10 protein-coding genes are annotated in these 14130 nt (G+C 54.6%); 7 read left to right on the forward strand and 3 right to left on the reverse strand.

Annotation, left to right across the window (positions count from 1 at the left end; genetic code table 11):
- Nucleotides 1-75: 75 nt before the first annotated feature.
- The gene (locus H8B13_RS09215; protein ID WP_187310516.1) at nt 76-1314 is read right to left on the reverse strand and encodes a metallophosphoesterase; all 1239 of its coding nucleotides are present in this window, start codon (nt 1312-1314) and stop codon (nt 76-78) included.
- Nucleotides 1315-1438: 124 nt separating this feature from the next.
- Between H8B13_RS09215 and radC the strand changes: the two genes are divergently transcribed.
- From radC to H8B13_RS09250, 7 genes are all read left to right on the forward strand, one after another.
- The gene (radC, locus tag H8B13_RS09220; protein WP_187310517.1) at nt 1439-2182 is read left to right on the forward strand and encodes a RadC family protein; all 744 of its coding nucleotides are present in this window, start codon (nt 1439-1441) and stop codon (nt 2180-2182) included.
- Nucleotides 2183-2393: 211 nt separating this feature from the next.
- A complete protein-coding gene (locus tag H8B13_RS09225) occupies nt 2394-3014 on the forward strand; it encodes a DUF1684 domain-containing protein (protein WP_187310518.1) in 621 nt (206 codons plus the stop codon).
- 185 nt (nt 3015-3199) lie between these two features.
- Nucleotides 3200-5620, forward strand: a complete 2421-nt coding sequence (gene pheT, locus H8B13_RS09230; protein ID WP_187310519.1) for a phenylalanine--tRNA ligase subunit beta — start codon at nt 3200-3202, stop codon at nt 5618-5620.
- A 132-nt stretch (nt 5621-5752) separates the two neighbouring features.
- Nucleotides 5753-6049, forward strand: a complete 297-nt coding sequence (locus tag H8B13_RS09235) for a hypothetical protein (RefSeq protein ID WP_133273963.1) — start codon at nt 5753-5755, stop codon at nt 6047-6049.
- Between the two features lie 28 nt (nt 6050-6077).
- Nucleotides 6078-6368 (forward strand): cell division protein ZapA, encoded by a 291-nt coding sequence (locus H8B13_RS09240; protein ID WP_133273962.1) that lies wholly within the window; start codon nt 6078-6080, stop codon nt 6366-6368.
- A 112-nt stretch (nt 6369-6480) separates the two neighbouring features.
- Nucleotides 6481-8148 carry a ribonuclease Y gene (gene rny, locus H8B13_RS09245; protein WP_187310520.1) on the forward strand — a complete coding sequence of 556 codons (1668 nt, stop codon included), beginning with the start codon at nt 6481-6483 and terminating at the stop codon, nt 8146-8148.
- A 249-nt stretch (nt 8149-8397) separates the two neighbouring features.
- Nucleotides 8398-9072 (forward strand): hypothetical protein, encoded by a 675-nt coding sequence (locus tag H8B13_RS09250; RefSeq protein ID WP_187310521.1) that lies wholly within the window; start codon nt 8398-8400, stop codon nt 9070-9072.
- Between the two features lie 159 nt (nt 9073-9231).
- Here the strand turns inward: H8B13_RS09250 and H8B13_RS09255 are convergent, their stop codons facing one another.
- Nucleotides 9232-10875: a RagB/SusD family nutrient uptake outer membrane protein gene (locus H8B13_RS09255; RefSeq protein WP_187310522.1), complete on the reverse strand. Its 1644-nt coding sequence runs from the start codon at nt 10873-10875 to the stop codon at nt 9232-9234.
- 53 nt (nt 10876-10928) lie between these two features.
- Nucleotides 10929-13895 carry a SusC/RagA family TonB-linked outer membrane protein gene (locus H8B13_RS09260; RefSeq protein WP_187310523.1) on the reverse strand — a complete coding sequence of 989 codons (2967 nt, stop codon included), beginning with the start codon at nt 13893-13895 and terminating at the stop codon, nt 10929-10931.
- Nucleotides 13896-14130 lie beyond the last annotated feature (235 nt).

Raw genomic sequence — 14130 nt, forward strand, 5'->3', positions numbered from 1 at the left:
TTGAATTATTATATATAAAAAAGCCCCCCAGCACCAGTGCTGGGGGGCTTTTTTATATATAAGTAATATGGCTAGTTACGCCCGACGCAATTCAAACACGGTTATTTCGGGTAAGAAACCCACCCGGCCCGGATAGCCAATGAAGCCCAGACCCGTATTCACATACAGGTACTGCTGGCCCTTATTATACAAGCCAGACCACTGCTTATACACGTACTGCACGGGGCTCCATTTGAAAAACGGCAGGTTCACGCCAAATTGCATGCCGTGGGTGTGGCCCGAGAGCGTAAGGTCGATGTCGGGGTAGTTGAGCACCTCGCCTTCCCAGTGCGAAGGGTCGTGGGAAAGCAGAATTTTGAACGGAGCGTCGCCGCTGGCAGCGTGGGCTTTCGGCAGGTTGCCGTACTTGGGAAAGCGCATCTGGGCGCCCCAATTCTGCACGCCGAGCACGGCTATTTTCTCGCCGTCGCGCTCTATCATGTGGCTTTCATCCATAAGCAAGCGCCACCCGATTTTGGCGTGGTTCTGAGCCAGGCGGGCCAGATTTTCGCGCTTAGCTTCCGGGCTGGGCCACTCCACGTAGTCGCCGTAGTCGTGGTTGCCGAAAACGGAAAACTTAGGGAGCTGGGACTGAATCTGGGCTAGCGTATCAATGTGGGTTTCTACCTCGGTAGCCACATTATTCACCAAGTCGCCGGTCATAAAAATGAGGTCGGCACCCTGCTTATTAATTATCCTGACGGCCCGTTCCAGCGGCTCGCTTGAGTTGAAGCTGCCCGTGTGCAGGTCCGAAATCTGAAGCACTTTAAAGCCATCAAATGACGCCGGCAGGTTGGGAAAGCGCAGCGTTACACGTTTCACCTGATAGTCGGTAGCGCCCCGAAACATGCCCCAGATAAAGGCCACAAACGGAATACCGGCCACCACCAGCGCCAAGCCGCTCAAAAACTGACTGCGCGTGATGGGCGTGCCTGTAGCGGCCGTGTCGCGCTGCGTAAACTGCCGCACCGCCCAGCGCCCTGCCCGAATCAGGTCTTCGGGCAGCAGAAACAGCATGACCACGATTTTGGCCAGTAGCAACCCAAGCAGGAAGCTGGAAACATAGGTTTTGTATGGCGCGGGGCCGCTGTAGCGGGTGGTAATGGCCCAGATAGCCAAGCCCCAGGACAGCGCCGTGACAATCCAATAAATGGCTCCGGCAATTCGGCGTCCGCTAATGGAGTTGGCCGGAATAAGGGTTTTTATAGCTTGGTAGCCGTACCATTCGGCTAAAATGAGCAACAGGATGAAGGGGAAACTCAGAATTCGTGACATGCAGGTGGAAAAGATGGATTCCGGCGGCTTTGGTTTAGTTATTGGAGCTACCGGGTAAGAACAGGATAGACGGCTGACTACAACTTTTACTTTAAGCGCCAGCCCTCAGCAACAATAGTGCAGTATGAAATCAGTTGACAATCTGGCGGAAGAAGCCGCTGCCCCCGTGCGTTACGTAGCGCCCACTTCTTTCGGTATTAAAAGCTGGGCCGAGGAAGACCGCCCCCGCGAAAAGCTCCTGCAAAAAGGCCGCTCGGCCCTTTCGGATGCAGAGCTGATGGGGATTCTGCTCGGCTCGGGCACCACAAAGCTCTCCGCTGTAGACGTAGCTAAGCTGATTCTGAACGCGGTAGAAAACGATTTGAATGAGTTGGCCAAATTGTCGGTGAAGGAGCTGATGCGCCATAAAGGTATCGGGGAGGCGAAAGCTATAACCATCGTGGCGGCCTTAGAGTTAGGTCGGCGTCGCAAGGAAACAGCCGCCGCGGCCCGCACCACCATCACCTGCTCGCGCGATATCTACCAACTCATCCGCCCCAATCTTCAGGATTTGTCCCACGAAGAATTTTGGGTAATTCTGCTCAACCGGGCTAATGTAGTGATGCGCAAGCAGCCCATTAGTAGCGGGGGAGTGGCCGGCACCGTCGCCGACCCGAAGATGATTTTCAAGCATGCCCTGGAACAGTTGGCCAGCTCTATTATCCTCGTGCACAACCATCCCAGCGGCAACCAGAAGCCCAGCGCCGCCGACATCGCCCTCACCCGCAAGCTCAAAGAAGCCGGCCAATTTTTGGATCTGCCCATCCTCGACCACCTCATTTACACCGACCACGGCTACTACAGCTTCGCCGACGAAGGCGTGCTGTGATAGTCGCACGCGTAGAGACACAACTATGTGTCTCGTCGTTGAACGACCGGTACCGCATAATTTTACTACACAAACAATATCAGCAACAAGGAGACACAACTATGTATCTCTACACATGCGGACAATATAAAAAAGCCCCCAGTGTCTCTAGAGGGCTTTTCTGTTGCAAACCTAGCAAGAGCCGCCGCGCCCCGGTATCTTTGCCGTTACCATGCGCCTCAATCCCAAACTCTTTATTATCCTCGGCCTAGTTCTCGTGCTCGGCTATTTCCTCCAAGACCTCGTGCTGAACGACGAGCAGTATGTTGCTCGCATCGAGAAAGCCCGCCACGCGAAAAACGACGAGTTTCGGCGCGTACAAGGCTCGCCGCTCTCCGCCGAGCAGCGTCAGGAGTTCGACAGCCTAAACTACTTCGCGCCCAACAAAACGTACCGCCTCACCGCCCAGTTTGAGCCCTTTCCCGTGCGCGACACCATCGCCATGCGCCTCACCGACGGCAAAGCTGAAAAGTATATACGCTGGGGCCGCGCATCGTTTGAGTGGCAAAAAGAGGCGCAGCGCCTCACCGTTTTCCGCAAAGCCAACGGTCCCGATACCACGCTCTTTATTCCCTTCACCGACAAAACCAACGGTTTCGACACGTACGGCGGCGGCCGCTACCTCGATGCCGAACCCGTAGCCGATGGCGACGACGAAATCGTGCTGGATTTTAACACGGCCTACAATCCATTCTGCGCTTATAATGTGTCGTTTGCCTGCCCCGTGCCGCCCGCCGAGAATATCTTGTCGGTGTATATTAAAGCTGGGGAGAAGTCCTTTCACAAGGATTAAGGTGCTGTTAGCAGTTGGCTGAAAACACCCTTACGGTTTGCTTTAAGGGAAATAGTCGAGTCTGATTTCTGTTCCGCAACGGCGCAAACTAAACTACTGTTGCCTTTGCAAATTTCTACCTTTACTTCACTAGCAGTGTAAAGTGCTGCTATGTTTGGTTACTGCTTACTGCCTATTTATCACCCATGAAAATATCCCTCGACTGGCTTCGTACCCTTATTCCCACCGATAAATCGGCCACCGAACTAGCTGCCCTGCTCACGGGCTCGGGCTTGGAAGTGGAAGGCGTAGAGGAGCTGGAAAGCATTCCCGGCGGCCTGCGCGGCGTAGTAATTGGTGAAGTGCTGACCTGCGAAAAGCACCCTGACGCGGATAAGCTGAGCCTGACCACCGTAGCCGTGGGCGACGCCACACCCCGCCAAATCGTGTGTGGTGCTTCGAATGTGGCTGCTGGTCAGAAGGTAGTGGTAGCCCTAGAAGGCGCCACCCTGCACCCGGCCCAGGGCGAGCCATTCAAAATCAAGAAGTCCAAGATTCGCGGCGCGGCCTCCGAAGGCATGATTTGCGCCGAGGATGAAATTGGCATCGGTACTTCCCACGCTGGCATCATCGTGCTCGACACCGATCTGCCCAACGGTACGCCCGCCGCTGAGTATTTCGGGTTGGGTTCGGATGCTGTGCTGGAAATCGGCCTGACGCCTAACCGCGCTGACGCCGCCTCCCACTACGGCGTGGCCCGCGAGCTGCGTGCTCTCCTGCGTCAGCCCTGTCACTTGCCCGATGTAAGCGCGTTTTTGCCCCCCACAGCCGCCGCGCAGAATGTGCAGGTGCTGATTGAGGACGAAGATGCCTGCCCGCGCTACGCCGGCTTGCTGCTGGAAAACGTGCAGGTCGGTCCGTCGCCGGAGTGGCTGCAGCGGCGGTTGCGCAGCATTGGCTTGTCGCCGATCAACAACGTAGTAGACGTGACCAATTTCGTGCTGCACGAGTTGGGTCAGCCCCTGCACGCTTTCGACGCCGACCAGATTCCTGGGGAGAAAATTCGGGTGAAGCGCGCCGCTGAAGGTGAAAAATTCACGACTCTGGATGGCACGGAGCGCACCCTGCGCGCCGAAGACTTGGTAATTGCCGGTGGGGGCGGGGAGCCGATGGCCCTGGCCGGCGTGTTTGGGGGGCAAACTTCCGGCGTGAGCGCTATTACTAAGCGTGTTTTTCTGGAAAGCGCTTACTTCACGCCCGCAGTAGTACGTCGTACCAGCCAAACACACCAGCTCAAAACCGACGCTTCCTTCCGCTTCGAGCGCGGCACTGATCCAAATATGGTACTGGTGGCCTTGCAGCGGGCGGCCTTGCTGCTCCAGGAAGTAGCTGGCGCTACCATAGCGGCGCCCATTGTGGATGAATACCCCAAGCATGTGCTGCCAACCACGGTGCGTCTGCGCCTTTCACGGGTGGAGCGCCTCGTAGGCCAGCACATCGCCACCGACCGGATTCGTCATATCCTGACTGATTTAGAAATTACCGTTCAGGCCGAGAATGGTGACGACTGGTGGCTGATCGTGCCATCCTTCAAAGTAGACGTGACTCGCGAGGCTGACGTTATCGAAGAGATACTGCGCATCTACGGCTACAACAATGTGGCCTTGCGTCCGCACAACTCGGCTTCCTTTCTGGCCAAGTTCCCAAATCCTGACCCGGAGATTCTGCGCCAGAATACGTCTCGTCTGCTCAGCGGCCAGGGCTTCTCTGAAATCATTACCAACTCCATTACCAACGCCCGTTACTTCGAAGCCGAAGGGGAAACCAACGAAGCTCTGGTGCGCGTGCTGAACTACAACAGTGCCGACCTGAACGTGATGCGCCCAACAGTGCTGCACAGCGCCTTGGAAGTAGTCCGCTACAACCTTAACCGCCGTCAGCGCGACCTGAAGCTGTATGAGTTCGGCAAGACTTACTACCGCAAAGCCGACGGCCAATACGAGGAGAAAAACAGCCTGGTAATTCTGCTCACCGGCAACGCCACCGCCGAAACCTGGCAGCATAAATCCGAAAAGGCTACTTTCCACCACCTGGCCGGTGCTGTGCAGCAAGTCCTGACGGCTTTGGGGCACGCTACGCCCACGTCCCAGCCTGTACAGCACCCGTACATCGCTGGTGGCTTAACGCTATTGGCGCACAACCAACCAGTGGCTCATCTGGGGGGCGTTTCTGGCGGCGTGCTCAAGCGCCTCGACGTGAACCAGCCCATATGGTACGCCGAGCTGGACTGGGATTGGTTGGTTAAGAAATACAAGAACGCGTTGGTGGCCCGCGAACTGCCTAAGTTCCCGGAGGTGCGCCGCGACCTGTCGCTGGTAGTCGACAAAGCCGTAACCTTCGACCAGCTTCGTCAGATTGCCCAACGTGCCGAACGCAAGCTGCTACAAGGCGTGAACGTGTTCGACGTGTACGAAGGCGACAAATTACCGGAAGGCAAGAAGTCGTACTCCGTTAGCTTCAATCTTCAAGACCTCACTCAAACGCTCACCGACCAAGCCATCGACGGCGTAATGCAGCGCTTGATTCAGCAATTTGAAAAACAGGCTGGGGCCGTAATTCGCCGTTAGCTGAAGCGTCACAGTGCGTTTGAACTCGCGCTCCAAGCAGGAAGTTTGGGTAACAGGTGAAATCCTGCCAAATTGCCTGAGCGAAGCAGGCGAATTTACTGTGGCGCTTATTTATTAAAATAATTCTCCCGCATGGCCTCCTCTCAGCAGCTTGCTCAACTAGACCGCCTAGAGCGGCAGGTAACCACCTTAGTGGCTGCCTATCAGCAGTTGCGCGAGGAACTAGCCGATGCTCAGACGACCATTCAGCAGCTTCACGCCGACGTACGCGACCGGGAACGGCAGCTCAAGGATTTCCAGAATCAGGAGAATATCGCTAAACTTGTCCATACCATAGCAGAGGAACCTGCCAACGCCAACGAGCTTAAACTGCGCCTAAACGAATATATCCGCGAGATTGATAAGTGCCTTGCCTATTTGAGGGAGTAATGACCATCGAACGTCCAGCCAACTGCTGATGAGTGACTTAGCCATTAAAATTCGTATTGCTGAACGGGACTACCCCATGCGCGTTAGCCCCTTGGAAGAGGAGCGTCTGCGCCTGGCTGGGCGTCAGCTCAATGAACGGATCAAGGAATTTCGCGAACAGTACGGCATTCAGGACAAGCAAGACTTGCTAGCCATGATTGCCCTATCCACAATGGCTGACGGCTTGAAAGTCAGCAAAGAAAAGGATGGCACTGATGCAGCTCTTACTGAGCGCCTTACGCGCTTAGATAATCTGCTTTCGTCGCTGGTGCTCGGCTGAGCACTGGCGCAGTTTTATGCCCGACTGGGCGGGGCCTACGCTCCGCTACTTGGAGATTGTTGGGCAGATTTTTTTGTTATGGTTTATTAGTACCCCCTAAAAACCATAACTCATGTCCAACTACATAATCTATATTGTTCTAGCCGCCATCGTCGCCCTTGTGGCTGGCGTGGTGCTAGGACGCCTGCTGGCCGGCAAGGCCAGGCAGGACCACGAAGCCCAGGCGCAAGCCCGCGCCCAGCAACTTCTTCAGGAGGCAGAAGCCCAAGCCAACCGCACCCGCGACGAGCGCATTCAGCAGTCCAAGGATAAGTTTCGTCAACTCAAGAACGAGTTTGAGCAGGAAAGCAAGCGCCAAAAGCAAGCCTTAGAGCAAGAGCTAACCGAACGCCGGGCCACCGTACTAGAACAGGAGCAGAGCATCAAGCGCCTCACCGAAACCACGCAAAAGCAGCTCGAACAACTACAGCGTAAAGAGCAGGACTTAGAAACCCTCCGCGAAAAGCTTCAGACCGATGCCCAGCAGCAGCGCGAGCGCCTCGAAAGCCAAGAAGAAAAGCGCCGCATTAGCCTCGAAACTCAGCAAGCTAAACTCCAACAAAAAGAGCACGATCTCGATGCCCGCATCCACGATGTGCAGCACCAACTCGAAACCATTGCTAACCTCTCGGCGGCCGAGGCCCGTGAGCAATTGGTAGAGTCGCTAAAAAATGAAGCTCAAATTCAGGCTTCCTCTTATATCAAAGACGTAGTAGCCCAGGCAAAGCTATCGGCTACCAAGGACGCTAAAAAAGTAGTGCTGGAGACCATTCAGCGCACGGCTGCTGAGCACGCTATCGAGAACTGCGTATCCATTTTCAATATCGAGTCGGACGATGTTAAGGGCAAGATCATTGGCCGCGAAGGCCGCAATATTCGCGCGCTGGAAGCGGCAACGGGCGTGGAAATCATCGTTGATGATACTCCTGAAGCAATCATTATTTCCGGCTTCGACCCCGTACGGCGTGAGGTAGCGCGCTTGTCGTTGCACTTGCTGGTGAAAGACGGCCGTATTCACCCTGCTCGCATTGAGGAAATTGTAGCTAAAACTCGCAAGAACATCGACGAGGAAATCGTGGAAATCGGCGAGCGGACCATCATCGACCTCGGTATTCACGGCCTGCATCCTGAGTTGATCAAGATGGTAGGTCGGATGCGTTTCCGCTCTAGCTACGGCCAAAACCTGCTTCAGCACTCGCGCGAAGTAGCCAACCTCTGCGCCACTATGGCCGCTGAGCTAGGCCTGAACGTGAAGCACGCCAAGCGCGCCGGTCTTCTGCACGACATCGGTAAAGTGAGCACTGAGGAGCCGGAACTGCCCCACGCCATCCTGGGCATGGAGCTGGCCAAGAAGTACAAAGAGCACCCCGATGTCATCAACGCCATTGGTGCCCACCACGACGAGATTGAGATGACCGCTATGGTCTCGCCTTTGGTGCAGGCCTGTGACGCCATCAGCGGCTCACGCCCCGGTGCCCGCCGCGAGATGATGGAGAGCTACATCAAGCGCCTGAAGCAGTTGGAAGAAACAGCAGTAAGCTTCGATGGAGTACTCCAGTGCTACGCCATTCAAGCCGGCCGCGAGCTGCGCGTAATGGTGAATGCCGACAACGTAACCGACGACCGCGCCCAAGAGTTGAGCTACGAAATCTCGCAGAAGATTGAGAAGGAAATGCAGTACCCCGGCCAGATCAAAATCACGGTTATTCGGGAAATGCGCGCCGTGGCTTACGCCAAGTAGAGAGTCTCTGCTTTCATAACAAAAAAGCCCACCAGCATTCGTGTTGGGGGGCTTTTTTTATAGAAATCTACTGGCTGAAATAGTTGATTTAAAGCCACATTCACCTATTAGTAATTCCTTATATTCGAGACTATTTATTCTATCTATATGATTCTATCGTTACTCCGTACAATCGTAATCATTCCGATAGCAATACTATGTGGCTCAACAGGTTGCTCAGTATATGTTCCCTTGCAACCTAGCACACCAATGCTGCGCAACAAAGGGGAAAGTGAAGTAGCGGCTAGCCTGTATCTTTCCGGCCGGCTAGAGGGCTCGGTGGCGTACTCCCCGGTTAAACATGTGCTGGTGCGTGCCGCAGGTGGCCTGCTGCCTAGCAATGGTGATTCCGTTGATTTTCATATCCGCCAGTTTGAACTTGGCACTGGCACCTATTGGTCGCTTTCCGATCGGTGGCTAGTCGGTGCCATGGGTGGCTACGGTCGGGGCCAGAGTAACCGACGCTTCAAGGAAAATGATTTTGAGTATTTCGGGCCCGACACAGTTATCAGTTTTAACTATGCGGCCCGATTCAACAAAGTTTTTGGCGAAGCTTTCGTGGCTTACGAAGGTGAGTGGGCCACAGTCGGCGCAGCTTATCGTCTATCACAGGTGCGGTTTTCTTCCTTGACTAATAATGGTTCGCCGGTTGATCTTCGGCGCATGACGCGTAGCGAGCCAATGTTATTTATGCGTTTCGGTAATAGAAGTGGGTTTCTACCTTGGGGTCAATTTCAATTGGCCGTTAGTACGTCATCGTCGCCAGGCTATCGTGGCGACACCCCCCTTGAGCTGCAACTCGATGATATCAAACAAGCGCGTGTTTTTACTTCAATTGGGTTTTTCATCTACCCACACCGACTTAAAAAGTTTACCGACGATTAAGCTTAGTCAACCGTTAACCAGTAGGAGCACTAGATAGTAAGTACTATGTAATCGTGCTAACGATATGCTAAACAAAAAGCCCCCCAGCACGAATGCTGGGGGGCTTTTACTGTGATAGAACTCCTGGATAAAATTCTGATCGGGCTAAAGCCTAAGGGACTACCGGTAGCTCGGATTCTGCGTGAATTCCTCTTTGTTCAGGATAGCATCTAGCTGACGCTGTGGAATAGGGCGAACCGTATGATATGGTTGAATACTGGCTCCTGCCTCCGGGTTATTGGCCTTTACGCGATCTACGAGCTTGTTCGTGCGCTTGAGGTCGAACCAGCGTACCTGCTCACCGGCCAGTTCGCGGGCCCGCTCGTCCAGAATAAAGTCCAGGCTCAGGTTTGAGGCCGTTATGCGCATATCGGCGGCTTTGCCAGGTAGGGCCGCCCGCTCCCGCACAGCGTTGATAAGGGTGGTAGCCTGTGTCGTGTTGCCCAGCTTAAACTGCGCTTCAGCGGCCATCAAATACACATCGGCCAGGCGAATAACGTAGGCGTCGCGGGCACTTTGCTCCTCCTGAATAGTGGGGCGAGTAGGGTCTTCAAACTTACGCAAACACACGTACTGCAAGCGGTTTTTGGCAGTGCCGTTGGCGTTGTATATCGTGTTTACGTCGTAGGTCACGTACTTCTTCGACGCCTGTACCGAAGCAGAAATAGCCTTTTTGGTGGCTAGAATGGCGGTGTCGCCCACGGCGAAACGACCAGTTACGGCCGTGTTAGCTAGCCAAACCGTGCGGAAGGAGGCAGCGTAGCGTGAGTCCTTAGTTTCGTCGAACAGGTTCAGCAGAAACTTGGTTGGCATGAAGCGGTTGAAGGGACGGCCATTCGCTACGTCGCGAACCATACCAGGCTGATCATCATACTTCATTAGCCACATCAAATGGCCGTTGTTGCCGCCACGCGAGTGGCCATCGGGATAAAGTGTGTTGTCTACCCGGTCATTTAGCGTGAGTTCTTTCGTGTAGTTCACGGCCCACACTATCTCCCGATTTTCCAGGTTGGTCATCGACCATAGGTCGGCGTAACGGGGAAGCAAAGTAAAGTTGTAGCCCGAAATTACTTTCTGCGCGAGCGTGGCTGCCTGCTGGTTGTCGCCGCGCGTCAGGTAGATTTTCGCCAAAAATGCTTCGGCTGCTGGCTTGGTCACGCGGCCGTATTCGGCGGTAATGTTGGGCAGATTAGCAACGGCTACGTTCAGATCATCAACAATCTGTTTGTAAAAGGTGTCAACCGGCGTGCGGTTGGCAGTGGTTTGCACCCCAGATGTTTCGGTGGTCGTGAAATGCACATCACCCCAGGTCTCTACAATATGCCAGTAATAAAAAGCCCGCAGGAAGCGCAATTCGCCTTCCCGAACGCTTTTCTGCGCGTCCGTCATCCCCGAATCCTTCACCCGGGAAATACCAGCATTGCAGAGGTTAATGGCGGTATACAACTTGCCCCACACGCTTTCCACTGCCCGCGAGCTGGATTGCAGGGTGGTGTATTCCGTCAGATCGGGGTTCACGTCGCCGGCGCCGCGGAGCCAGAGGTCAGTGCCCATTTCCGACATGCTGATGCCGTCTTCCTTGCCGTACCACCAACGTGTGTAAGAGTACGCCGCGTTTACTAAGCTCTCAAAACCGGCTGGTGTGGTGTACACGGCATCGGCGGTCAGGCCCGAGGGGTTGTATTCTTCCAATTGCTTTTCGCAGGCGGTCAGAAAGGCCAGCGCGCAGGCTGCAACTCCTAAACTTATCTTCGATAATTTCATCTTCTTCGTCAAATACTGGTTGAAAACACAGGCAGCGGCTATAAAAAAGCCCCCTAGAAGCCTAGGTTGATGCCTGCTGATATCACGCGCGGAATGGGAGTGGTGATAGCACCACCGCGCTCGGGGTCGTAGTTGTCAATTTCGCTGAGCGTCACCAGGTTCTTACCCTGCACGTACACGCGGGCCGAACTGATAGCCACTTTTTCCAGCCAGGAGGCTGGTAGGTTGTAGCCGAGCGTCACGCCGCGTAGCTTCACATATGAGCCATCGCGGTAGCCAAGCGTGGTGCCAAACAAACCATTCTGGAGCGTGCTCTTCGATAAGGCCGCGTCAGGGCGTGGATAGTCGTTGGAAGGGTTTTCGGGTGTCCAGTAGTTCTGGCGCGAGCTATTCTCAATTCCCTGCGGATCAAAAATCTGGGCGTAGTCGTAGTTGATCATCTGCCCAATGCGCGCAAATACCTGGAACGAAAGGTCGAAGCCTTTGTAGCTCAGATCGCTGCTGATGCTACCGCTCCACTTAGGTACGGCCGTACCGAGCACACGCCGGTCGTTGGCCGCTGTGATGCGCCCGTCGCCATCCAAGTCTTTTACTTTGATCTGACCAGGCTTCTGGCCGAATGCCTTGGCTGCATCTGCCTCATCCGTTTGCCAGATGCCGATCTTCTCGTAGTCGTAGAACACGCGCACCGGCGAGCCAATAAATAGGCCGTTGGTAATATCGTTGGTACCAGTACCCAGTTCCAGAATCTCTTCTTTGTTCTTAAACCACGTCAGACCCACGTTCCAGGTGAAATCTTCCCGCTCAACCACGCGTGCGTTCAAACCTACTTCCACCCCACGGTTGCGGGTCTTACCGATGTTTTGCGTGATAAACGATACGCCTGAGGACAGCGGCAGGAAACGGTTCAATAGCAGGTCACTCGTCTTGGTGTCATACACGTCTACGGAGCCCGTTACGCGGTTATCGAGGAAGCCAAAATCGAGGCCGACGTTCTTGGTCAGCGAGATTTCCCAGCCCAGCTCGGGGTTGCCGATGCGGTTGGCAAAGGTGTAGCCCGCGGCAGCCGTTTCGCCAAACGCATACGGAATGCGCGACAGCAGGCTCTGCGAAGAGTAAGCAGGCACATCGTAGTTGCCGGCCCGGCCGTAGCTCGCGCGCAGCTTCAGGTCCGTTACCGACGTTATATCCTTCATAAACTCCTCGTCGATGATGCGCCAGGCCACGGCGGCCGAGGGAAAGAACGAGCCTTTGTTGCCCCGCGCCAACTTGGAAGATAAGTCTTCGCGGCCGGTCAGCGTCAGCAGATACTTGCCTTTGAAGCCGTACTGCACGCGGCCCGTAAACGAGATCAGCTTGCTGTCGGTGTAGGCGCTATTGATGCCAACTTGCTGGTTCGCATTGGCCAAGGCAAAGAACTCTTGATATGCCAGCAGCTGATTACGGCCCTGCGCATTGGAATTTTCGGTATTGAACGTCAGCAGTGACGTGACGCCGGTGGCGGTCAGCGAGTGGTTGCCGAAGGTCTTGTTGTAATTGAGAATATTCTCCCAACTCCAATTCGTGTCGAACTGCGTACCGTACGACGACTGTGAAACCTGTCCGTTGCGGTCGAGGGTGTACTGGCCTTGGTAAATGCCTGTGCGGCCGTTGGACAGCGTTAAACCCAGGTTGGAGCGCAGGTTTAGGCTCGGCAGAATCTGATAGCTAATGTAGGCCGTGGAGAAAGTGCGGGTAGTACGGGTATTATTGGTGTAGTTATCCGGCAGCTCATCTACCAGCGGGTTGATAAAGGCTTGGTTGTTAGGATAGTTAATAATTTTACCATCCGCATCATACGGCGTACCCAAGGGATTAATCTTATTCGCTTGGTTGGTAGGGTCGCGGCGGGTATTCTGGTTGTAGTAAGTCAGCTGGTTTTGCAAGCCAATGCTGACCTTGTCATTAAGCGCCTGGTCGAGGTTCGCTCGAAAAGAATAGCGGTTGAGGTTGTCGTTGCGGAACAGGCCCTGCTCGTTATAGTAATCGCCCGACAGGTAGAACTTGGTCTTCTCCGAGCCGCCCGACAAGCCAATCTGATGCTCCTGTTGTACCCCATCGCGGAAGAGCAAGTCGGCCCAGTTAGTAGAGGTGCCATTGGCAATGGCTTCCAGCTCCGTGGCCGTAAAAATTTTCGGGTCATCGGCGATGGTAGCCCACCGGCCGCTGGTGCGGTTGGCTTCGCGCTTCTGCGCCACAAACTCGGCCGCGTTGTTTACCTCCGGATAATAAACCCGGTCGGTGATGCCGTAGTAAGAGTTGAGCGTAACGCGCGTTTTGCCTGCCGCGCCTTTCTTGGTGCTCACGATAATAACGCCATTTGCCCCCCGGGCGCCGTAGATGGCCGTAGAGGCCGCATCTTTGAGCACCTCCATAGAAGCAATGTCGTTAGGGTTGATGTCCTGAATGGAGTTGTACTGCACCCCATCTACCACAAACAGCGGCCCGTTGCTGGCATTGATAGAGCGGTTACCCCGCACCGTAATATTCACTGGCGCTCCGGCTTGGCCCCCGGCGCTAACGATGTCAACGCCCGGCAGCCGTCCCTGCAACGACTCCATGACGTTCGCCACGGGTACCTTTTTCAGGTCGGCCTCTTTCACGGAAACAATGGCACCCGTAACGTCACTCTTTTTAACCTGACCGTAGCCAATTACAACCACCTCATCGAGGGCCTTACGATCGGGAGCGAGCTTGATTTTGAGGTCAGTTTGCGAGCCAACGGTAATCGTTTGCGTTAAGTAGCCGATTGAACTCACCGTCAGGCTGGCTTCGCTACCGTCGGGCACACTTAGCAAAAAGCGCCCATCCGGATCAGTCGAAGCACCTACAGTAGTATTTTTGACCAGTACCGTTACGCCCGGTAGTCCTTCGCCGGTGACGGCGTCCAGCACCTGTCCCGTTACCGAACGGGATTGTTGGGCCCAAGCCGGCATTCCTGCGCAGAGCAAGATTGCTGGTAAGAGTAGTTTGTGCTTCATGTAATGGAGATAGATTGGGATAGAAGGAGTTACGTGGCTCTAAGTCCGCGTTAGGTATGTATGCAGGGCGCCGCGTTCGTGCGCGACTGAAGCCATGAGTAGCTTCTGCAGAATGTCGCTTTTACCTTAGCCTTCATCTAGGCTCTGGATGGCTCACACGACAAAATACTAGCGGCGTATAAGCGCTAGAAAACCTCTTTTTGGAGATTACTGTGGTATAATGTTAAATATTCCC

The organism is Hymenobacter sp. BT188 (genome assembly GCF_014333585.1).
Taxonomy (GTDB): Bacteria; Bacteroidota; Bacteroidia; order Cytophagales; family Hymenobacteraceae; genus Hymenobacter.